Genomic DNA, 22,273 nt, shown 5'->3' with positions numbered 1-22,273 from the left:
TAGGCTGTTTGCAGGAGTGAATTCCACTCCCATCTTTGCAGAAGTTAATTCCGTATTTTGAATCGGTCAACTGGAATTTAGTTTTTCAAATAACACACAAGGAATAGTATCAATGTATAAATGTAAGCGTTTTACCTCAACGGCTTTTTGTTATACAATCAAGGTACAGATAAGGTGAGTTTGCACCAGGCGCAATCAGAAAGCTGTTGGAAAAGACAAATTTCAACGTTTGGGTTGGCAGGAAAGGGGGCAGGCAATCATGGATGAAATGAATAAAGGCTACATAAAAGCTATCCGCGGCAGTGTCATCGAAGCGGTGTTCAAACAGAAGTTGCCGTCTATAAACAATATGCTGATTGCCGGTGATAGAGGAGAAATGATCTTCGAGGTAAGTTCCTACATCGATCAGCAGACTGTCAGAGCCGTAGCCCTTACATTCACTGCCGGAATAGCCAGAAAGGCTGTCATCACGGATACCGGTTTACCTATACAAGTCCCTGTAGGGAAAGAAACATTAGGAAAGATGTTTGATGTGTTCGGTAATCAGCTGGATGAAAGTGCCCCGTTAAAAAACATTGTCCGGAGATCGATACACCAAAGGCCGCTTCCATTTTCCCGCAGAAGCTCCAGCGATGAGCTCTTTCTGACCGGCATCAAAGCGATAGATGTGATGATTCCGCTTGGCAAAGGAGAAAAAGCCGGACTTTTCGGTGGCGCTGGAGTAGGGAAGTCAGTGCTCATAACCGAGCTGATCAACAATACGGCAAGCAACGCTGGGGGGTACAGCATCTTCTGCGGGATCGGGGAACGTTCAAGGGAAGCTGAAGAGTTGTACCGCGAAATAAAGGATGCGGGAGTATTGGCAAAAACCGTATTGATTTTCGCACAGATGAACGAACCTCCGGGAGCGCGGTTCCGAGTGGGGCACGCGGCTCTTACGATGGCTGAATATTTAAGGGACACCGAAAAGACGGATATTCTGTTGTTGATCGACAATATTTTTCGGTTCATCCAGGCAGGCTCCGAAGTTTCTGGATTGATCGGGAAAATGCCTTCTCGGGTCGGCTATCAACCTACTTTGGCAAGCGAGCTCTCGGAACTTGAGGAGCGGATATCGAATACGACCGCAGGATCCATCACTTCTGTCCAGGCTGTATATGTCCCCGCAGATGATTTTACGGATCCATCGGCAACGCACACGTTCTCCCACCTCTCGGCTTCGGTAGTGTTGTCGAGGAAGAAGGCGAGTGAAGGCTTTTTTCCGGCCATCGATCCCCTGAACTCTTCGTCCAAGTTGTTGAATAAGAGCATAGTAGGTGAAAGGCATTATCGAATCGCTAAAGAAATCAGAAGGAATCTTTCTGTTTACGAAGAGCTGAAGGACATCATTGCCATGCTTGGCATCGAAGAACTTTCCAAAAACGATCGCGAGACTGTATACAGGGCCAGGCGACTGGAACGCTTTTTGACACAACCATTCTTTACGACCGAACATTTCACGGGGATGGAAGGCAAATTTGTGGCGCTTGAGGATGCCTTGGACGGATTCGAACGCATATTGAATGACGAGTACACAAACCATAAAGAGGGAAATTTGTACATGATCGGCAACATCAGCGAAGCGGACGAAAGAAAGAGGGAGGATGAGAAATGAGGATCAGGATCATACTCCCCAGCAAGACAGTGTTGGACCAAGAGGTGGATAAGATAACGGCTCCGGGTACGGAAGGGTCATTTCAATTGTTGCCCAAGCATATCGATTTTGTTTCCAGTCTGAGTCCGGGAATCCTGAGCGTCTTTTTTGAAGGAGAGGTCGTTTATTATGCGATCAATCAAGGGATTTTGGTCAAACAGGGAGATGTCGTATCCGTAGCTTGCCTGCAGGCTATCAGGGGAACGACGTTGGAGACGTTGGGGGATACAGTCGATGCCAGTTTCAGGTCACAGGATGAGAATGAGAAGCGAATGAACGAAGTGCTCACCAAACTGGAAGTGGATACGTTAAGGTTGTTTATGGAACTGGACTGAGGAGGAATCCCGTCATGGCAGAGAAAGAACCATCTCCAGAAAAAGAACTGATAGACAAAGTGAAGGCGGATTCCGAGAAAAAGCTGAAAATGCAGAAAGAAGGCAAGGACATCCTTTTTGGCATAGGTACCTTCGGTGTGGTGGGATGGTCGATCGCGGTCCCTGTATTGATGGGCATTGCGTTGGGAATCTATTTGGATGATACCTACGAGCCGGAATTTTCCTGGACACTGACCCTTTTGTTTGCCGGAGTGATCATCGGCTGCATAAATGCCTGGTTATGGATCAAGAAGAAAAGTATGGGGGAATAGGAGGTACAGCTATGGCAATCGCTTTATTTGGAGGGGTTTTTCTCGGAGTGCTCTTCTTTGGCGGCCTGTTACTGACCGTGAGGTTGCTCGTCAGAGTGAGATACCCCACCGTGTTGATGTTGGGAAGCTTGTTGCTGAGACTGGGTATATTATTGGGAGGATTGTACTTGCTGAAAGACGGGAGCTACCTTAACTTGCCGTTGGCTCTGTTGGGTATCCTGATCGGAAGGTTTCTTATCGTGTCGAAAGTGAAGCAACAGCAAGGGCCTGATGAAATGAGGCAAGAGGGGTGAGGGAATGTCAATCGATCCAAGTGACATCATTTATTTTGAATGGCATTTCGTGAGGATCACAGCGACGTTGGTATACACTTGGATAACATTAGCGGTTCTGATCATAATTACGCTCTTTGTCAGAATGGGCATACAAAAGAATGGGAAACTGTCCAAAATTCAAAATGTTTCAGAAGCTCTGCTGAGTGTGATTGATAAACAGATAAAGGAAATCAGCCAACAAGATTCCAGCCGGTATCTTCCTTTTGTCGGAACCTTGTTCATCTTTATTTTCGCCGCCAATATTCTGTCGATCATACCAGGATTCATTTCGCCGACCGGTTCTTTGAACACAACCATTGCCCTGGCATTGTGCGTTTTTTTTGCCATTCCCGGCTATGGGATAGCCAGTCGAGGAGTGAAAGAGTATTTGAAGGAATACACAAAACCGTCCGTGCTGATGCTTCCGTTCAACATAATCGGGGAATTTTCCCGCGTCATTTCATTGGCTGTCCGCCTGTACGGAAATGTGATGAGTTCGAGCATCATCGTCGCAATTTTATTGGGAGTCATCCCGTTGTTTTTCCCAGCGGTCATCCAAATGTTGGGATTGCTCACCGGCACCATCCAAGCCTACATTTTTTCCATTTTGGCCATTGTTTATATCGCTGCTGCGACAAAAGGGAAATAGTTTTTGGACGACAACATCTCAATAGGAGGTTAAAATATGGACTCCATTACAATCATTGGCGCCGTTTCGATCATCATGTCGGGATTCACTATAGCAATCGGCTCCATCGCTCCGGCAATCGGTGAAGGAAACGCCGTAGTTCAAGCCTTAAAATCGATAGCACAGCAACCGGATGAGTACAACAGCATTTCAAGGACACTTTTTGTAGGGCTGGCCATGATCGAATCCACTGCCATCTACTGCTTTGTCCTATCGATGATTTTATTGTACGCGAATCCTTTTTGGAACGCATTGGTAGGGTGATATCATGAACATCAACTGGTTTGAAGTCTTTGCTCAGATGGTCAATTTCGTCATACTGTTGTTCGTTCTCCAAAAGTTATTTTATAAACCGCTCATCCAAGCAATGGATGAACGACAAAAAGTGATAGCCAAAATTCAGGAGGAAACTGCACAGAAAATGATGGAGGCGGACGCAACCATCACGGTCTATCATGAAAAGCTGGCCGCAATCGAAGAAACGGCACAACAGACATTGGAGAATGCAAAAAAAGAAGCGGAGAGCGCAAAAAACGCCTTACTGAAAACCTATCGGATACAGGCTGATGAAAAACGACAAACGTATCTGAATGAACTGGAGGATGAGAAAACGCGCATCTCTGTGGAAATGAGGGGAGTTTTGGGAAAGAGTGCGGTGAAGATAGCTGCGCATATCTTGCATATGACGGTCGATCAAAGCAGTGAGGAAAAGATGTTCGATACTTTTATCGGCAAAATCCGTGCGTTGAAATCCGATTCTCCCGAGCTTATGCACCTGCCCCATCAGGCAAAGGTCAGTCTGGTGAGCGCGGCCGAAATGCCGATGGAAAAACGGCAAATTTTTGAAGAAGTGCTGGAAGAAAAAATGGGAGCCGGTCTGGTCATTACCTATTTGACCGATAAGGAGTTGGTGGCCGGTCATGAGCTGAAGTTCGAGACGTTCACACTGCATCATAATGTCAGGAAATATGTGGAGGAATCAGAGAAAAAAATCATGCAGACGATGGAAAAGAACTCTCAATGAAAGAGGGTGCGTGCACTGATGTTGGAAAATCTTTTGATTCAATTTGAAAAATTGTTGGAGGAAGCACTGGAATGCCCTTTGGGGAATGAGGACATCGAAGAGAGCGGCGTGGTCGTATCACTGGACCGAGGCATCGCAATCGTAAACGGTCTGAGCGGAGTGAAGAACCAGGAACTGGTCCGTTTTCCGGGCGATGTGATGGGGATGGTCTACAATCTCGATCCGGATGATATCGGGGTCATCCTGTTGGGAGGATACGAGCATATAAAGGCTGGAGATGCGGTTACAAGGACCGACCGGGTAGTAGCCATCCCGGTATCGGAAGACTTCCTTGGGAGAGTCATCAATCCGTTGGGAGAAATTCTGGATGGAAGAGGAGCGGTGCTAGCGAACAGTTGGTTCCCAATCGAAAGAGAAGCTCCTCCGATCATGCATCGGGCACCCATCACTGAGCCGTTGCAGACAGGCATCAAAGTAGTCGATGCGGCTGTGCCGATCGGAAAGGGCCAAAGGGAGTTGATACTTGGAGATCGACAGACCGGGAAAACGGCTATCGCAATCGACGCGATCATCAACCAAAAGGGAAAGGAAGTCATCTGCATCTACTGCTCCATCGGCCAACAAATTTCTTCGGTCACGAAAGTGATGAATGTACTGAAAAATAATGATGCATTAAGCCATACGATCCTGATGGTCGCAGGGTCGGAAGATCCTCCCGGGCTCGCGTATATCGCCCCTTATGCAGCCACCAGCCTTGGGGAATATTTTATGGGCAAAGGCAAGGATGTGCTGATTGTCTATGATGACCTCACCAAGCATGCCCGCTCCTATCGGGAACTGTCCTTGTTGTTGGAGCGCCCTCCAGGAAGGGAAGCTTACCCGGGGGACATTTTCTATATCCATTCCAGACTTTTGGAGAGGGCCACTCATCTCAAAAAAGAGTATGGCGGAGGCAGCATCACAGCCCTTCCGATCATTGAAACCCAGGCAGAAAATTTAGCTGCCTATATACCTACAAACCTTATTTCCATAACTGATGGGCAGATTTACGTTTCGCCCAAAATTTTCCAGATGGGAAATCTGCCGGCCGTGAATATCGGCGCATCGGTATCGCGGGTGGGAGGGAAAACACAGCTGCCGGCCTACCGGCAAGTGACAAGTGCATTAAAATTGACCTATTCCCAATTTGAGGAACTCGAAATTTTTGCCAGTTTCAGCGCCAGACTGGATGATGCTACAAAACTGATATTGGAAAGAGGGTATCGGATCAGAAAAATATTGAACCAACCCCAGTATTCCCCGATGGACGTCATGGAGCAAATCGGCGTTTTCCTGGCTGTAGTCAATGGTGCACTGGATTTTTTACCGCTGGAAAAGATGGAGGAAGCTGAAGAAATTATCCGAATGCTGGTGAAGGAAGACGAAGGTTTCCGCAAAAGCATCGAAAAAGGTGAAAAAATTGAAGGAGAAAAGAGAGAAGAGTTTCTGAAAAGGGTGGTCGAAAAAATCAGGAAGGAGATGGTGATAGAAGGATGACCAATCTGAAATCATTAAAGAAAAGCATAGCTTCCACTGAGAGCCTGCAGTCGATCGTAACGACCATGAAGGCCCATGCTTCCACTCAAATACACCAGTTTGAGCGCGCAGCACAAGCATCCGTAAGTTACCGGCGCGTTTTGGATACGGCACTAGCGGTGCTTTTATCCGATGAAGAAAGGAAGACTGCAAATGCAACAAACGGTGACCGGACAATCCATATCATCTTCGGTTCTGATCATGGACTGACCGGCAATTTCAATGAAAGGATGAGTTTCTTCGCTGAACAGCATATACCCAACGACGCACACCACGACATTCTCGTTGTAGGACAGCAAGTGTATGATCGATTAGTGACGGAGTATGCAATAAAGGACAACTTTTCAGTTCCGCAAACGGAGGATGGGATTGTTCCGATAGTCCAAAGACTCCTGTTCAAGATAGGTCAACTGAGGGATGAGGCTCCTGTGGGGAAAATTTTATTGTATTACTGCAAACCTTTGGAGAACGCGGTGCTTCAAGAAGAAATTGAATTGCTCTTTCCATTGGATCTGGAAGAATTAGCCAAAGAACACGAACACGGGGAAACAAATAGGATATCCATCTATCTGATGGATAAAGAGACACTCCTCTCGAATCTGTTGCAGCAATATTTTTTCCTGACGCTCTACCGGGCCTTCTGTTACTCGCTCGTATCCGAAAATACAAGCCGGATCAATTCCATGAATTCGGCGGAAAAGAACATCGATGAACGCCTGGATGAGTTCAATTTCATGTATCGCATGAAACGGCAAAGCAGCATCACAGAAGAAATCAACGATCTGCTATCCGGTTTCCAGGCCTTGAAAAAATCAAAAAAGAATCTGCCTGAAGAATGAATGGTACCGACTCCGCACAAGAGTAGGCACCGTTCATTTTTTTTCTGAAAAAATTGGTATGATCGGAGCATCAGTCGTATAATGAGTCATACAAGAAATATGTCCACGAAAGGTAAAAATAATGATGACTAAAAAAAAGATATTGATGATCGGAACGGGTGGGACAATCGCCTCCAAAATAACGCCGAACGGGCTCGATCCCCAGCTGACATCCGAAGAGATATTGGCCTTTATCCCTGGTATCTCGGAAATATGTGAGGTCGATACGCTGCAGATCTGCAATATCGACAGCACCAACATCGCGCCGGATATATGGGTGTTGATGACGGACACCATCCGGGAAAAGTATGAACAATATGACGGGTTTGTCGTCACCCACGGAACCGACACGATGGCGTATACGGCTGCCGCGCTGTCCTATATGATCCAGGACTCGCCCAAACCGATCATCATTACCGGTGCCCAAAAACCGATCAATGTGGAAATCACCGATTCGAAGACAAACCTCTTCGACAGTTTCCTTTATGCAGCGTCCGATTCCGCCAGTGGTGTCCAGATCGTCTTCAATGGTAAGGTCATCCTCGGAACACGGGCAAGGAAGACGCATTCAAAAAGTTTTCAGGCTTTTTCCAGCATCAACTACCCTTATTTGGCGATCATCCAGGACGGACGCGTGATCTCCTACATCACAAAAGAAAAAGCGCAAGCACCGCGATTCTATGACAGTCTGGATGCGAAGGTCGCGTTGTTCAAGCTGACGCCGGGAGTGGATTCGGAGATCCTCTCTTACATGCTTGAGCGGAATGATGCAGTCATCATCGAAAGCTACGGAGTGGGTGGCATCCCTTCAGCGCCGGAATACCGATATTTTGAGGTCATCAACTACTGGATCGGAAAAGGCAAGACTGTGGTCATGACGACGCAGGTCCCGAATGAGGGCAGCGACATGGAAATCTACAAAGTTGGCCACGAACTGAAATCGCGGGTCAATATTTTGGAAGCCTACGACATGATCACCGAAGCAGTCGTATGCAAACTGATGTGGATCCTGGGCCAAACCCAAGATCCGGCCCGTATCAAGGAACTGTTCTATACGACGATCAGCAACGATATCCTCTATTAAAAGAGCGTAAAAGCCATCGCAGAGAATGGCTTTTACGCTCTTTTCTATTTTTGGGAGTTCGTTTTTGTTGTCGGTAGGACTGCAGCCCATCATTAACCGGCTTCCTCGCTAAACAATCTAAAACCCATAGCTTCCGGTCGGCGTATCCAGAAAGAGTGGCAGGGCGGGGGGATGGTAACTGAACAGCACAAGCGCAAGCGTGAAAAGAAGCCATAATACGGCTGCCATTCCAAGCCAAATGCGCCGAGGCTCGCCATAGCGATAGGTGCGTAAAGCCAGCAGTTGGCCGCTGATGATGCCGATAAAGAACAGCATCCCGTCAGTGAAAAGTGATTCGATGTTGAAAGCGCCTTTGAGCGTGTAGAATCCGGTGACGATGAGTAGCGGACAGAACAGCATGGACACGATCCCCGCCAGCAACCAGCGGGGTGGCGAAAGACGGTATTTTTTTCCGGAAAAGAGGAAGATGAAGAAAAACCACAGCAAGGTGGACCAGTAACTCATTTTCAGATGTTCCCAGACACTCTCGTTCACGGGGACGAAAGGCGCTGCCCAGCTGGCTTTCTCGAACCATGCGAATGCGAAGTGGGAGAGGCCGCCCAACATCAGAACGAACGGGATGCCGGCAACAAAGGAACGGACAACGAATGGTTCAGATAGGAAAGTTCTCTTTTCGGTCATCGCAGGTACCTCTTTCTTTTGGGCCGGCAATCGGCAGAAGCTTGGCGGATGAAGCATCCTTCGTGATCATTTTACCACGCACTGCTGATTTCTTTGTAAAAATCGACTGCATGCCAAAACACCCCGCAGAAAATGAGCGCTCCAATCGGAACTGCCATTTTCTGCGGGGTGTTTCGATTTGATTCTAAAAGATTTATTCGAGCTCGAATGCTCCGGTATAAAGCTGATAATATTTTCCTTGTTCGCCGATCAATTTCTCATGATCGCCGCGTTCGATGATCTGCCCTTGCTCCATTAGCATGATCACATCCGCATTTTGGATAGTGGATAAGCGGTGGGCTATGACGAAAACGGTCCGTCCTTGCATCAACGCATCCATGCCGCGCTGCACGATCGATTCTGTCCGCGTGTCGATGCTGGAAGTTGCTTCATCCAGTATCATGACGGGAGGATCGGCAACAGCCGCACGGGCAATTGAAAGCAATTGCTTCTGGCCTTGGGAAAGGCCTTCGCCGTCGCCGGAAATGACCGTCTGGTAGCCTTGCGGCAGACGGGAGATGAAGTCATCGGCATTCGCCAAGCGCGCTGCCGCATAGATTTCTTCATCGGATGCGTGCAGATTGCCGTAACGGATATTTTCCAGAATCGTTCCGGTAAAGAGGTTGGTGTCCTGCAATACGATCCCTAAGGAACGGCGCAGGTCATTTTTCTTGATGTCTGCGATGTCGATGCCATCATAAACGATTTTTCCGTCCTGGATATCATAGAAACGATTGATCAGGTTAGTGATGGTCGTTTTGCCGGCACCCGTCGATCCAACGAAAGCGACTTTCTCGCCGGGATGGGCATAAAGACTGATGTCATGCAGAATCTGCTTGTCGGGATTGTAGGAGAAGTCGACGTCGAAGAATCGGACATCCCCGGTCAGTTCCGTATAGCGGACCGACCCATCGGCTTGCGGCACTTTCCATGCCCAAAGGCCGGTATGCTTTTCGGCTTCCTTTAGCTCATCACCGGTCTTGGTTGCATTCACCAAGGTTACGGTGCCTTCATCCAACTCAGGCTGTTCATCCATCAGTTCGAAGATCCGCTCCGCACCGGCCAAAGCCATCACGATCGATGAAACCTGTTGGGAAATCTGGTTGACCGGCATCGTGAAGGAACGGCTCAACTGCAGGAAGGAAGCGATGGCCCCCAAGGTCAGACCGCCGAAGCCTGAGACAGCCATGGCCCCTCCGAACATAGCGATCAGAGCGTATTGCAGGAATCCTAGATTTCCTAGGATCGGCATCAGGATATTCGCATAGATGTTTGCGTTCGTTGCGCTCTCGCGCAACTCGTCGTTGAGTTTGTCGAAACGTTCCTTGGATTCTGTTTCGCGTCCGAAAACTTTCACTTCTTTTTGCCCGTGCATCATTTCCTCGATGTAGCCGTTCACTTTGCCGAGTGTCTGCTGCTGCTTCACGAAGTTGACGGAACTCTTGCCGCCGATCGTCTTCGTGACGGTGATCGACAGGGCTACCATCAGAGCGACAATAAGCGTCAATGGCAGGCTGACGGCGAGCATCGCGGCAAATACGCTGACGATCGTGACTAGGGAAGAAAAGGCCATCGGGATACTTTGCGACAGCATCTGGCGCAAAGTATCGATATCATTGGTATAGCGGCTCATGACATCCCCATGCGCATGCGTATCGAAATATTTGATCGGCAATGACTGCATATGTGCGAACAGCTCATCACGGATTTTTTTCTGGATTCCCTGCGATATGGTGACCATCAGGATGTTGTAGACATAGGTCGCCACGACACCGACCAGGTAAATGCCGGCCATCATCGCGAGCGCACGGTACATGCTGGTGAAGACAGGATTGGTTACGCCCAATAAAGGCGTGATATACTCGTCGATCAGCGTCTTCAGGAAAAGCGAGCCTGCAACATTGGCAAGAGCGCTGACGAGAATACAGATCAATACAAGGCTAAAAGTGAATTTATGACCTTTGGAAATATAGGACAGGAGGCGTTTTGTCGTTTTGCCGGCATCTTTGGCTCCGCGCCGTTTTGGTTGATTAGGCTTCATCAGCAATTTTTCCCCCTTTCGTTTGTGAATAGTACACTTCTTGGTAAATGGTGTTTGTTGCCAACAATTCGTCGTGCGTTCCGATGCCATTGACGCTGCCGCTCTCCATCACGATGATCTTGTCGGCATCCTGAACGGAAGAGACGCGCTGGGCGATGATGAATTTGGTTGTGTTCGGGATTTCTTCCTTGAAAGCGGTCCGGATCAAGGAATCCGTCCGGGTATCCACGGCGCTGGTCGAGTCATCGAGAATCAGGATTTTTGGTTGTTTCACCAAAGCGCGCGCGATGCAGAGCCGTTGTCTTTGCCCACCGGAAACGTTTGTGCCGCCTTCTTCAATATAGGTGTCGTAGCCATCAGGAAGGCGCTGGATGAATTCATCGGCCTGGGCCTGTCGCGCCGCACGCATCAGCTCTTCATCGGTAGCGGCAGGATTGCCCCAGCGCAGATTGTCTTTGATCGTTCCCGAGAACAGGATATTTTTTTGGAGCACCATAGCGACTTCGCTCCGCAATGTTTGCATATCATAATCGCGAACATCGATGCCGCCGACTTTCACCGTACCACCGGTTGCATCATAGAGACGCGGAATAAGGTGGACCAATGATGTTTTGGCACTGCCGGTACCGCCGATGATGCCGACAGTTTCCCCTGATTTGACGGAAAAACTGACATTTTTCAAGGCGAGCTTCTTCGGATCATTGGTGTAACTGAAGTCCACCTGCTCGAAAGAGACCGATCCACCAGGGATGACTGTGATCGGATTGCTGTTGTTCTTCAGGTCGCTGTCCTCATTCAGTACTTCCACAATCCGCTCCGCTGAAGCGCGGGAGATGGTGACCATGACGAAGACCATCGAAATCATCATCAAGCTCATCAGAATTTGGGAAGCGTACGTGATCAGACTCATCAGTTGGCCTGTCGTCATCGAACCGGAGACAATCATGCGGGCGCCCAATAGAGACAACGTCAGAATGCTTGCGTACATCGTGAACTGCATCAAAGGGCTGTTGAAAGCCAAGATTTTTTCGGCTTTCGTGAAATCAGTGTAGATTTTCTTGGAGACGGATTTGAATTTCTCGGTTTCATGCTCTTCACGCACAAAGGACTTGACGACACGGATGCCATAGAGATTTTCCTGCACGACACGGTTCAGCTTGTCATAGGTGCGGAACACCCTTTGGAAAATCGGAAAGGCTTGTGACATGATCAGATAGAGACCGAAGCCGAGGAAGGGAATCGCTCCAAGGAAGACCATCCCGAGTTCACTGTTGATGCTCAAAGCCATCAGCAATGAGAACACGAGCATAAGCGGCGCCCGAACCATGATCCGGATGATCATCTGGTAAGAGTTTTGGACATTCGTGATGTCAGTCGTCAGACGGGTAATCAGACTGGATGTCGAAAACTGATCGATATTCGAAAATGAAAAATTCTGGATATTATAGTACATGTCCTTGCGGATATTCTTTGCGAATCCGGCTGAAGCTTTGGCCGAATGCAAACCCGACAGAACTCCGAAACTTAACGAGAAGAGGGTGGAGACGATCAAAATCAGCCCGATGCGGATGATGAACGGCATATCTCCTTCACCGATTCCTCTATCAATGATCATAGACATCAGATAAGGGATGAGTACTTCAAGAACGACTTCCAAAGTGACATATATAGGGGCAAGGATCGAGTCCTTTTTATACTCGCGTATGCTGCCCAAGAGTTTTTTTATCATAGCGTTAATCCTTTCCGTAAATAATGATTGGGTGACTTTTGAAGCGATTGGAGGCAATCAGCTTTCAGCATTTTTCGAAATTTTTTCGAGAATGTTCAAAAAAGTAGTGATTTCTTCTTCAGTTAAACCTTTGGACAATTGGGCCTCCACGGTATCAATCACCTGTTCCGTATTTGTAATTGCATGTAAAGCCTTGTTCGTCAGCATCATTTTCCGAAGTCTGGCGTCGTAAGGGACGGTTTCCCGCCGCAGAAAGCCATCCCTTTCCATCGTATTCAGGATACCCGTGACGGTCGATTTGCGGATGTCGAACTTCTGCTCGAGATTTTTCTGAAAGACATCCCGCTCTGCGGATTCTTTGGCGATGTAGGAAACGATTGCGAATTGCATGCCGGTCAAGCCATAACCATCATTTTCGGTTAAGTGCCTGTTCATAAGACGCTTGATTTGTTGCCAAACCGACCTGATCCGGAATCCCAGCAGTTCTGTGTTGCTCAATATTTTTCACCACCCATATAGTTCGTGCCCTAACTATATTATGCCCATTCATCGGGATTGTCAATCATCTTGCTTGCTTTCGATTCTTTTTTATTTACTAATAATACCGGGCGGGGTATAATGGTTTTTGTCGATAAGAAATTTTATGAAAAAATATACTGTAAGAGGAAGGATAGATAAAGAATGAGCATACAAGTAACAGATACAACCTGGCAGATTGAAGTACAGGAAGGCTTGACGTTGATGGATTTTTGGGCGCCTTGGTGCGGCCCTTGCCGCATGTTGGGACCCGTTTTGGAAGAAATAGAAGTAGAAATGGACAGCAAAGTGAAAATCGTCAAATTGAACATCGATGAGAACCAAATGACGGCTTCACAATTCGGCATCATGAGCATTCCGACAATGGTGTTGTTCAAAGACGGACAGCCTGTGGAGAAACTGACCGGCTACCACCCGAAAGATGTTTTGGTCGATTATCTGGAAACCAAATTAGCGTAATATAATAGGCAAGAGGGGACTACCTCATTTTCGAGGCGGTCCTTTTTTTTGCTCTTATCTATCAAGTTGAACGCCAGATTTTTGGCGATGCAACGGACTGCCAGCCGCCTGCTGTGATATAATGGACTATCATGATCAGACAGAAAAATAAATGATGACGCTAGGCATAGAAGGAGCGGAAGCAGATGGGCGAAAGTACATTGTATCAGCATCAGACACTTGGGGATCTGATGGCCGGAGTATTCGACGGGACCCTTACATTTGAAGAACTATTAAAGCATGGAGACATCGGAATCGGGACTTTCCATGATTTTGAAGGGGAGCTTATCCTGTTGGACGGTATTGCCTATCAAGCGAAGGAGGACGGCTCGATTTCAAGTGTCGATCCATCGCAGACGACGCCGCATGCCGCGGTGACATTCTTTCGGCCGGACCGCGAGTACAACATAGACCATCCGATAACACTGAGAAAAGTACGTTCGGATATCGTCAAGCGTGTGCGTAGCCGCAATGTGTTCTCAGTAGTCAAAATCACTGGGCATTTCGAGTACATGCATACACGAGCGGTGCCGAAGCAGCAGAAGCCCTATCCGCGTCTGATTGAAGCGACAAGGATACAGCCGGAGTTCGAGGCCTACGATATGCAGGGAACAGCAATCGGCATCTATACGCCGGAATTGTTTGACGGAGTAGCCAAAGGTGGGTTCCATTGCCATTTCATCAGTGATGACCGTAAATTCGGAGGGCACATCCTCGATTACATCGTTGACGAAGCAAAATGCGAGATCCAAACCATCGAAAGCATCACGCAACACTTCGCCGTCCAGTCCGATGATTTCATGGACAAAGAAATCGGCTACCATAACCTGGCGGAAGAAATGGCTGAAGCAGAAGGCTAACTAGAAAAGAATATAAAAAGCATTGGACAGCTCCGGTATCTGGAGGCTATCCAATGCTTTTTACTTTTGTATTTTATTCGATTTTTTCCAGAACGACCCGGCCCAACTGGACTTCAATCTCATCGGCGGTGGCGATATCCGGGGAGAAGGCGGTGGCAGTGCCGCAAGCGACCGCTACACGGAAAGCTTCCAACGTGTCGCCAGTCCGGATAAACGTCCCAACGAATCCGGCCACCATGGAGTCCCCGGAGCCGACCGGATTGGCGACTTCACCGGATAAGGGCGGCGCATAGATGACTTCATTCTGTGTGAAGAGCAGTGCGCCATCTCCGCCCAAGGAAACAATGGCATGCTGCGCGCCCAATTCAACCAACTGCTTACCGTAAGGGATAACCTCCTGCCAAGTCTCGAAAACCCGGCCGAAAAATTCGCCGACTTCCTTCTGGTTGGGTTTTATGATCAAGGGATGGTACTGCAGACTGTTCCGTAATTCATCCTTCGTGATATCGCAAGCAAAAGGCACAGCCTTCTCGTGGAGCGAGCGGATAAGCTGTTCATAAAAATCTTTCGGCATGGAAGGGAGTTTGCTGCCCGACATCACTACAAAATCCTGCGTTGAGATATCCTCGAAACATTTCAGAAAAATAGCTACTTCCTCTTCGGTCGCAGCAGGGCCGTAATCGCTGATTTCCGTATCCTGCTCCGATTTCAATATCAAGTTGATGCGTGTACGCTCTTTTATCACTGTGAACTGATTGATTATCTGCAATTCTTCCAAGTAGTCGCGGACAAAGTCACCTGTGAAGCCGCCGCGGAAGCCCAATGCAATCGAGGGCATTCCGAGCGCCTTCAAGACGCGCGAAACCATGATGCCTTTCCCGCCCGGTGTGATGAGCTCATCCTGCATGTGATGGGAATGGCCCAAAGTCAAATGAGGGACATTGACGATATAATCGATGGTCGGATTCAACGTAATCGTATAAATCATTGCACTTCCTCCTGACTGAAATTCGAAAAGAGATTCTATCTATACTTTCTATTTTAAGTATAGCGTTGTTTCCAGTCAAATTCAAAGATAAGCCATGGATCAGAAGGGAACGATCATTTTTCCGGTGACGAAGGATTCAAGGCAACCCCTGCATGGGCTTGTTCTGTTTTGCGGATCAAGCGACGGCTCAATTTCTGATAAGGGTAGCGTGTTCCCAACGTGTGTTTTGCGATTTTCACGGCATGGTCGCTGATGCGCTCCAAATTGGATACGATATCGATGAACAGGATGCCTTCGGACGGCAGCCCGAATCCGTTGTTCAATCGCTGGATATAGTTCTCACGGATCGCCTGTTCATGTTCATTTACCTCTTCTTCACGCTGGATCACTTGCTCTGCCAGCAAATGATCGTCTTGGATATAGGAATCGATTGCTTCTTGGATATTCTGCTCAACCATGGCAAACAGTTTCACGAGATCCTCATCCATCAGAATCGACTTGACATCATGCAGTTCTTTATTTGCGCGGATGTCCCTTTTGGCGGCTTTGGTGGCATCTTCGATATTCTTTACGATATTTTCACAATGGTCACCGATGCGTTCCAAGTATTTCGTGATATCGATCATGATGGCATGATCATTCGAAGCATGAAACGGCAACTCTTCGCGCGAGATGAAGGTAAGATATTCCGTCAGTTTGTAGTCGATGGTATCGACGATCTCTTCAAGTTGGAGCGTATCCTGTTTGTTCAGTTCATTGTGATCGAGGTAATACTTATAGGCGGCATGGAATTCGTCAGTCACAAATGATCCCATCTGTTCTACTTCAAGCTTGGCTTGGTTCAATGCGACGGACGGACTGGTTTGGATGATCGTATAGTCGAGATGGGTAGCATCATACTTCACGATCCGCTCCTCCCCGGGAACGATTTTTGTTACAAGGACTGCAAGTTGACGGATAAACCACATCTGGATCAATACGTTCAATACATTGAACATTCCGTGTGCGAAGGCAAGCTGCATGGCCGGATTGAGATTCAATGTTGCCGAAAGGTTTGTCAGCACGACAGTGAAGGGTGCCAAAATAAGCATGATAAAGAGCGTTCCTGTCAGATTGAAAACGACATGGGAAGCAGCCGCACGTTTGGCGGGCAAGCTGGCTCCGATAGCGGCGAGAACTGCCGTGATGGTCGTGCCGATATTATTACCGAACAGAATAGGCAAAGCTGCCTGCAGAGAGATGCTGTTTTGGGAATAAAGTTCCTGCAGGATACCGACTGTGGCACTGGAACTTTGGATCACTAAAGTCAGCCCAGTTCCGGTAAGTACGCCGTAAAAAGGGTGATCGGACAAATTCGTCATCAGCGATCTGAATTGCGAAAGTTGTTCCAATGGTTCCATTCCCGTGCCCATCAAGTCAAGTCCGTAGAAAAGGGAGCCGAAGCCAAATATGATTTGGCCGATGCTGTTCAAAAAAGAATTCCTTGTGAAGAAGAGCAGGATTGCGCCGATCGCCATGATCGGAAGAGCGTACGCCCCCACATGGAAACCGATGATGAAGGCAGTGATGGTCGTTCCGATGTTGGCCCCCATGATGATCCCGATGGCTTGTTCCAGATTCATGAACCCCGCACTGACCAACCCTACGGCCAGAACGGTCGTCCCGGAACTGCTCTGGATCAATACGGTCACCAGAATCCCCGCTAACACAGCCCGGAAAGGCGTGGAAGTGAATTTGTTCAAAATAGTGCGCAAATTATCGCCTGCGCTTCGTTGCAGACCGTCACCCATGTATTTCAAACCGAATAAAAAAATACCTAAACCGCCGAAAAATTGGAATAACATCCCTTGCCAATCCATATAGTTCCTCCTCATGTTAATTGTTTCACGAATAGTGCGTCCACTGGAAATCCTCTTTTGCTAAAAGAAGGCGTTTCCCGTCATAATTAAGCATAGAAGAAATGGATTGCGTTGTAAAGTTTTTTTAAATAAATTGATGCTTGCAACAACAATTCCATGGGATAAGCCGATGAGCAAATTCAAGAGGAAAAAAGGAAGGATATGTTAGAATAAATGAGATTATCGACGCAAATTAAAATGTCTTATATAGTGTGAATACAAAAAGGAAGGGGGGTGTTTCGGATGACAGACGAACACCTAAGTGAAAATATCGACGAGAGGCTGAAAGGGATCGAGAACAACATCAGGAAAAACATGTCCTTGAGCAGCGTCCCGGTCTTGATGGAAGCCATCCGGACGCATCCGGATCATCCGCATGTGAATTATTTGCTGGGGTTGAGCCATTACAAAAATCGCAACCTGGAGAAAGCAATGCACTACGCACTGCGGGCCGTGGAGCTGGATGAGACCGGCGACGCTTATTTGACGTTGCTGGCGAAGCTGTATGCGGAAGACGGCAAGGACAAAGAAGCCGAAAGCCATGCGCAAGCAGCTTTCGCGCAAAATCCCGCCAACTGGGAAGCCGCCCTCGTGCTGGCGAAGATGGCCTTCGAAAAGAACGACCTCTCAAGGGCGCTGGAGCTTGTCGATCAGGTAGTGAAGCATAGTCCGAAATCCTTCGCGGCTTTGCGCTTGAAGTCGAAGATCTATCTGCAGCAGGAAGAGGAGCTCGATACGATTTTGGCTTCCATAGAAGAGTCCGAAAAATACGGCTATGATGACGCCATCGAATACGACCGCGTCTATGCCTACTACATCCACGGCCGTTTTGACGAATGCCGCCGCATCCACAAGGAATTGGAACGAACCCGTCCGCTTTCGCACAGCACCGAAAAGGTCGGCAAGCTGATCGCGACGATGCGCTCGGGGAGCCGATTGGCAAAAAGAGGTGCGGAAACGGATTACTTCCATATAGATGCCGCCCATTCCAACCGGAAAATCAAAGTCTCTTTGGAAGAGTCGTTGGCGGAGCTGAACAGCCTGACCGGGCTGACGGAAGTGAAGGAGACCATCAACCGGATCGTCAAGCTTGTCGAATACGACAAGAAGCGGGCCTACATGCTTTCTATCGAAAAGAACGAGCAGCCTTCCTATCACTTCGCATTTTCCGGCAATCCGGGCACAGGGAAAACAACAGTCGCCAGGATTTTGGGGGACATTTTCTATTCCTTGGGCATCCTCGAGTCGGGCCAACTGGTGGAAGTGGACCGCTCGGATCTCGTCGGCGGCTACGTCGGCCAGACCGCCCAGAAGACAAAGGCCGTCATCGAGTCGGCCATGGGTGGCGTGCTGTTCATCGATGAAGCCTATTCCTTGGCGTCTTCGGATAGCGATTCGCTCGATTACGGTTCCGAAGCCATTGATACTTTGATCAAGTCGATGGAGGATCACCGCAACGACTTCATCGTGATCCTCGCAGGCTATGACACAGGCATGAAGCAACTGTTGAAGTCGAATCCGGGCCTGTCGAGCCGGATCAACATGCAGATCGACTTCGCGGATTTTTCCGATCTGGAACTGTTGGAAATCGCCAAGGCGCAAGCCAAAGAAAATCATTACACGCTGACCGAGGAAGCCGAACAGGCCTTCATGGTCCGGATCAACCAGGAAAAAGTGGTCCCGCAGTTCGCCAATGCCCGTGCCGTCAGGAACATCATGGAAGAAGCCATGCGCGAACGGGCCTTCCGTCTGAGCGAAAAGTCCGTGACAAAGGATGATCTGGTCATCCTCGAGCCACTCGATTTCGGCATCGATCCGAACCAACTGTTCGGGGATAACATCGAAGACCTGATGGCGCAGCTGCGCAATCTGGTCGGGTTGAAGGATGTCAAAAAACAAGTCGCCTCCATCATGAATTACGTGCGCGCCGAAAAGCGCCGCGAAAAGATGGGGCATCCGTTGAACGATCTGTCCTTGCACATGGTCTTCACCGGGAACCCCGGCACAGGCAAGACCACGATTGCGCGGCTGATCAGCCAGATCCTGAAATCCATCGGCGTTCTGAAGCGCGGACACATGATCGAGGTCACAAGAGAAGAGCTGGTCGGGCAATACGTCGGCCAGACCGGCCCGAAGACGCTGGAGAAAATCAAGGAAGCATATGGGGGCGTGTTGTTCATCGATGAAGCCTATTCCCTTTATTCCGCCTCCGAAAACGACTTCGGTTATGAAGCCATCAGCACGCTGATCAAGGAGATGGAAGACAACCGCGACAAACTTGTCGTCATCATGGCCGGCTATCCGAGCGAGATGGAGCAGATGCTCAGCATGAACTCCGGCATCCGCAGCCGGATCGCCTACACGGTTGATTTCCCGGATTACGACAGCGAAGAACTGACGGAGATCTTCCACATGGCCGCCACCCAGCAAGGTTTTGTGCTGACCGAGGAAGCCCAGGCGAAAGTGAAGAACTTGTTCGTGCAGTCCTATACGACGCGCGATAGTCATTTCGGCAATGCCCGCACGGCCCGGAGTCTGTTCGAGAAGGCGAAGTTGCACCAAAGCAACCGTCTGGCCGAAGATGAGGAGGCCGATCTGTTCACGATCCTGCCGGAGGATATCGAAGGAAATTAGTAGTCAAAATAAAAAAACTTCTGCATCGGGAAAATTCCGTATGCAGAAGTTTTTTCTATTATTCGGCGTTTACTGTTTTTCGATCCCGGCAATGCCGAAAGCGCCGGGGCCGCCATGGGAAGTGATGACGCAGCCGGTCTCGACCCAAGTGACATCCGGGAATCCTTTTTCCTTCGCGTAGTTCTCCATTTGGGTCATGATTGCTTTGTCCAAGCCCAATGAAAGGATCAGGTACAGCTTTTTGTTGTCTATATCATAAGCCTTCAGGTAGTCATCAAAAAAATCGACAACGACGCGGCTCATCTTGCCGCGGTATTTTTTGGTCGAAACCAATTTGCCGTCGATCAATTCGATCGTTGGTTTGATCTTCAGGAGCGATGCCCCCAGATAGGCGGCATTGGAGACGCGGCCGCCTGCCCGCAGGAACTCGAGACCGGATGGCATGAACGAGAAGTGCGTGCGCGGCACCACTGCTTCGACGGCGGCAACCAGTTTTTCCACTGCGATGTCCGGCTCCTTTTCAAGCAAATCGGCTGCGTAAAGCACGATCGCGGCCAAGCCGCCGGATACGTTCAGGGCATCGATGAGGTGGATATTTTCGAAATCCTCAGCTGCCAGAACGGCACTCTGGAAGGAGGAAGAGGCCTTCGATGTGTAGCCGATATGCACGATGCTGCAGTCGGGATACTTGGAGCGGATATTTTCGAAAAAGGCGGTGTATTCGTTCGGATTGGTTGCGGTCGTGGAAGGCGTCTTTTTGGTGCGGTCGTAATAATCAACCAGATCCGACACCGGAAAAGAGCCGTCGAGATGATCAATATCGTCCATGATGACATGCATCGGGACAACCTGGATATTGTGTTGCTCTGCCAAATCAGCGGGGACATCCGCACCGCTTTCAGTCGTCAAAATCACTCTGCTCATGTTCTTCCTCCGTCTCCAAAGGGCAAATTTATTATTGCCGATGGACTTAATTTGTTGGTTCCAATATACCACACTTTTAGTGACCAACCAAAAAGTGCTATGATGGGGCCAAATTCTCGAATGCACTTCCAACATTCGAGAATTTCGCTCTTTACGGGGACGATTTTGCCGAATGTCAGCATATATTCGGCAAAATCGTCTTGCAATAGAATGGAATCCCCGAATAGGCCTACCTGCATTCGGGAATTTCAGTCCGCCACCCGACCACAAACCAATCAAAGGTCTACTACAGCACCAATAAAATCAGAACCAAACAAAAAACAGAGGCCATCTCAAAAAAAAATGAGACGGCTCCTGCCAAGGTTAACTATTTAGCTGTTTTTTCCAGATGCTTGCTGCGCAGTTGGCCGCAGGCGGCATCGATATCGGTGCCGTGTTCCTTGCGGATGACGCAGTTGATGTTGTTCTTTTTGAGGATATCATAGAACGCCAAAATATCCTTTTTGGTGCTGCGCTCGTATTTGATGTGCTCGGCAACCGGATTGTAAGGAATCAGATTCACGTAGGAAAGGTGACGCTTGTCCTTCAACAGGGCGACCAATTCATGCGCCTGCTCGGGTCGGTCGTTCACGCCGGAAATCATGATGTATTCGAAAGTGATGCGGCGGTTTGTCTTTTCCAGATACTCATCGATGGCGGACATGACTTCCTTCAGCGGGTGTTTGCGGTTGATGCGCATCATCCGGCTGCGGATTTCATCATTCGGTGCGTGCAGGGACAAAGCCAAGTTGACTTGCAGCCCGTTTTCCGCGAACTCCCGGATCTTAGGAGCCAAGCCGCTGGTGGAAACGGTGATGTGGCGCGCGCCGATTGCCAAGCCTTTCGCATGGTTGACGATGTTCAGGAAGGCGATGACATTGTCGTAGTTGTCGAACGGTTCGCCGATGCCCATCACAACGATGTGGCTGACGCGTTCACCATTGCCTTTTTCATCCAAGTAGTGCTGGATCTGCATGATCTGTGCAACGATTTCGCCTGCCGTCAGATCGCGCTGTTTGCGTTTCAGGCCGCTTGCGCAGAACGTGCAGCCGATGTCACAGCCGACTTGGGTCGTGACGCAGACGGACAACCCGTATTCCTGACGCATCAGGACGGTTTCGATCATCAGTTTGTCTTCCAGTTGGAAGAGATATTTAGTGGTGCCGTCCGCTGATTCTTGGACGACTACTTGGTTCAGGGGCTGCAGCAGGAAATTGTCGGAGAGAAGGGCAACCAATTCTTTTGACAGGTTCGTCATTTCCGAAAAGTCCAGTACGCGTTTGATATATAGCCAGTCCCAGATCTGTTGGGCGCGGAATTTTTTCTGACCTTGTTCCAACAACCAAGCTTCCAGCTGATCCAAAGTCAATCCATAAATAGAAGGTGTGTTCATTATTCGTTCCTTTCTTGACCGTTCAAATTTTCAATCCATATCATAACATATTTTTTTGAAAAGGGAATGACTTCCGTAAAAGAAGTGAAAAGGTGCAAAAACGGCAGCCT

21 protein-coding genes are annotated in these 22,273 nt (G+C 48.7%); 13 read left to right on the top strand and 8 right to left on the bottom strand.

What is annotated here, in order from left to right; all coding sequences use genetic code 11:
• The first annotated feature begins 268 nt into the window (after window positions 1-268).
• The 10 genes from atpD (at window position 269) to C8U37_RS03165 (ending at window position 7,902) form a co-directional block, all read left to right on the top strand.
• Complete coding sequence (gene atpD, locus C8U37_RS03210; RefSeq protein WP_211306111.1) at window positions 269-1,654, top strand: F0F1 ATP synthase subunit beta; 1,386 nt, start codon at window positions 269-271, stop codon at window positions 1,652-1,654.
• Window positions 1,651-2,028, top strand: coding sequence for a F0F1 ATP synthase subunit epsilon (locus tag C8U37_RS03205; protein WP_108031817.1), 378 nt, complete (start codon window positions 1,651-1,653; stop codon window positions 2,026-2,028). The genes atpD and C8U37_RS03205 overlap by 4 nt, the downstream gene beginning before the upstream one ends.
• Before the next feature lie 14 nt (window positions 2,029-2,042).
• A complete protein-coding gene (locus C8U37_RS03200) occupies window positions 2,043-2,339 on the top strand; it encodes an AtpZ/AtpI family protein (RefSeq protein WP_108031816.1) in 297 nt (98 codons plus the stop codon).
• Window positions 2,340-2,350: 11 nt separating this feature from the next.
• Window positions 2,351-2,632: an N-ATPase subunit AtpR gene (locus tag C8U37_RS03195; protein ID WP_170100175.1), complete on the top strand. Its 282-nt coding sequence runs from the start codon at window positions 2,351-2,353 to the stop codon at window positions 2,630-2,632.
• A 4-nt stretch (window positions 2,633-2,636) separates the two neighbouring features.
• Window positions 2,637-3,302, top strand: coding sequence for a F0F1 ATP synthase subunit A (locus tag C8U37_RS03190; protein WP_108031814.1), 666 nt, complete (start codon window positions 2,637-2,639; stop codon window positions 3,300-3,302).
• A 36-nt stretch (window positions 3,303-3,338) separates the two neighbouring features.
• Window positions 3,339-3,605, top strand: a complete 267-nt coding sequence (locus C8U37_RS03185) for a F0F1 ATP synthase subunit C (protein ID WP_108031813.1) — start codon at window positions 3,339-3,341, stop codon at window positions 3,603-3,605.
• A gap of 4 nt (window positions 3,606-3,609) precedes the next feature.
• A complete protein-coding gene (locus C8U37_RS03180) occupies window positions 3,610-4,365 on the top strand; it encodes a F0F1 ATP synthase subunit B family protein (RefSeq protein WP_108031812.1) in 756 nt (251 codons plus the stop codon).
• A gap of 18 nt (window positions 4,366-4,383) precedes the next feature.
• Window positions 4,384-5,901: a F0F1 ATP synthase subunit alpha gene (locus C8U37_RS03175; protein WP_108031811.1), complete on the top strand. Its 1,518-nt coding sequence runs from the start codon at window positions 4,384-4,386 to the stop codon at window positions 5,899-5,901.
• Window positions 5,898-6,779, top strand: coding sequence for a F0F1 ATP synthase subunit gamma (locus tag C8U37_RS03170; RefSeq protein ID WP_108031810.1), 882 nt, complete (start codon window positions 5,898-5,900; stop codon window positions 6,777-6,779). Before C8U37_RS03175 ends, C8U37_RS03170 begins: the two co-directional genes overlap by 4 nt.
• A gap of 121 nt (window positions 6,780-6,900) precedes the next feature.
• Complete coding sequence (locus tag C8U37_RS03165; protein ID WP_245879744.1) at window positions 6,901-7,902, top strand: asparaginase; 1,002 nt, start codon at window positions 6,901-6,903, stop codon at window positions 7,900-7,902.
• Between the two features lie 117 nt (window positions 7,903-8,019).
• Here the strand turns inward: C8U37_RS03165 and C8U37_RS03160 are convergent, their stop codons facing one another.
• From C8U37_RS03160 to C8U37_RS03145, 4 genes are all read right to left on the bottom strand, one after another.
• Entirely contained in the window at window positions 8,020-8,583 is a 564-nt protein-coding gene (locus tag C8U37_RS03160; protein ID WP_108031809.1) for a DUF6512 family protein, read from the bottom strand.
• 193 nt (window positions 8,584-8,776) lie between these two features.
• Window positions 8,777-10,663, bottom strand: a complete 1,887-nt coding sequence (locus C8U37_RS03155) for an ABC transporter ATP-binding protein (RefSeq protein ID WP_108031808.1) — start codon at window positions 10,661-10,663, stop codon at window positions 8,777-8,779.
• On the bottom strand, window positions 10,653-12,392 hold the full coding sequence (locus tag C8U37_RS03150) for an ABC transporter ATP-binding protein (RefSeq protein ID WP_108031807.1): 1,740 nt from the start codon (window positions 12,390-12,392) through the stop codon (window positions 10,653-10,655). Before C8U37_RS03150 ends, C8U37_RS03155 begins: the two co-directional genes overlap by 11 nt.
• Window positions 12,393-12,449: 57 nt before the next feature.
• A complete protein-coding gene (locus C8U37_RS03145; protein WP_108031806.1) occupies window positions 12,450-12,890 on the bottom strand; it encodes a MarR family winged helix-turn-helix transcriptional regulator in 441 nt (146 codons plus the stop codon).
• Between the two features lie 183 nt (window positions 12,891-13,073).
• On the opposite strand from C8U37_RS03145, the gene trxA reads away from it, so the two are divergent.
• On the top strand, window positions 13,074-13,388 hold the full coding sequence (trxA, locus tag C8U37_RS03140) for a thioredoxin (protein WP_108031805.1): 315 nt from the start codon (window positions 13,074-13,076) through the stop codon (window positions 13,386-13,388).
• A 185-nt stretch (window positions 13,389-13,573) separates the two neighbouring features.
• Window positions 13,574-14,287, top strand: coding sequence for an acetolactate decarboxylase (gene budA, locus C8U37_RS03135; RefSeq protein WP_108031804.1), 714 nt, complete (start codon window positions 13,574-13,576; stop codon window positions 14,285-14,287).
• A gap of 73 nt (window positions 14,288-14,360) precedes the next feature.
• On the opposite strand, the gene pfkB is transcribed toward budA, so the two are convergent.
• Both pfkB and C8U37_RS03125 read right to left on the bottom strand, forming a co-directional pair.
• Complete coding sequence (pfkB, locus tag C8U37_RS03130; protein ID WP_108031803.1) at window positions 14,361-15,275, bottom strand: 1-phosphofructokinase; 915 nt, start codon at window positions 15,273-15,275, stop codon at window positions 14,361-14,363.
• Between the two features lie 113 nt (window positions 15,276-15,388).
• A complete protein-coding gene (locus C8U37_RS03125) occupies window positions 15,389-17,134 on the bottom strand; it encodes a Na/Pi cotransporter family protein (RefSeq protein WP_108031802.1) in 1,746 nt (581 codons plus the stop codon).
• 282 nt (window positions 17,135-17,416) lie between these two features.
• Here C8U37_RS03125 and C8U37_RS03120 point away from each other — a divergent pair, with 282 nt between their 5' ends.
• Window positions 17,417-19,807: an AAA family ATPase gene (locus C8U37_RS03120; protein ID WP_108031801.1), complete on the top strand. Its 2,391-nt coding sequence runs from the start codon at window positions 17,417-17,419 to the stop codon at window positions 19,805-19,807.
• A 69-nt stretch (window positions 19,808-19,876) separates the two neighbouring features.
• Here the strand turns inward: C8U37_RS03120 and C8U37_RS03115 are convergent, their stop codons facing one another.
• Both C8U37_RS03115 and rlmN read right to left on the bottom strand, forming a co-directional pair.
• Window positions 19,877-20,731, bottom strand: a complete 855-nt coding sequence (locus C8U37_RS03115) for a DegV family protein (protein ID WP_108031800.1) — start codon at window positions 20,729-20,731, stop codon at window positions 19,877-19,879.
• 367 nt (window positions 20,732-21,098) lie between these two features.
• Window positions 21,099-22,163: a dual-specificity RNA methyltransferase RlmN gene (rlmN, locus tag C8U37_RS03105; RefSeq protein WP_108031798.1), complete on the bottom strand. Its 1,065-nt coding sequence runs from the start codon at window positions 22,161-22,163 to the stop codon at window positions 21,099-21,101.
• Window positions 22,164-22,273: the final 110 nt, after the last annotated feature.

The organism is Trichococcus patagoniensis (genome assembly GCF_003051085.1).
Taxonomy (GTDB): domain Bacteria; phylum Bacillota; class Bacilli; order Lactobacillales; family Aerococcaceae; genus Trichococcus; species Trichococcus patagoniensis.
The sequence above is the reverse complement of the archived record's forward strand: the minus strand, read 5'-3'. Positions and strand labels throughout refer to the sequence as shown.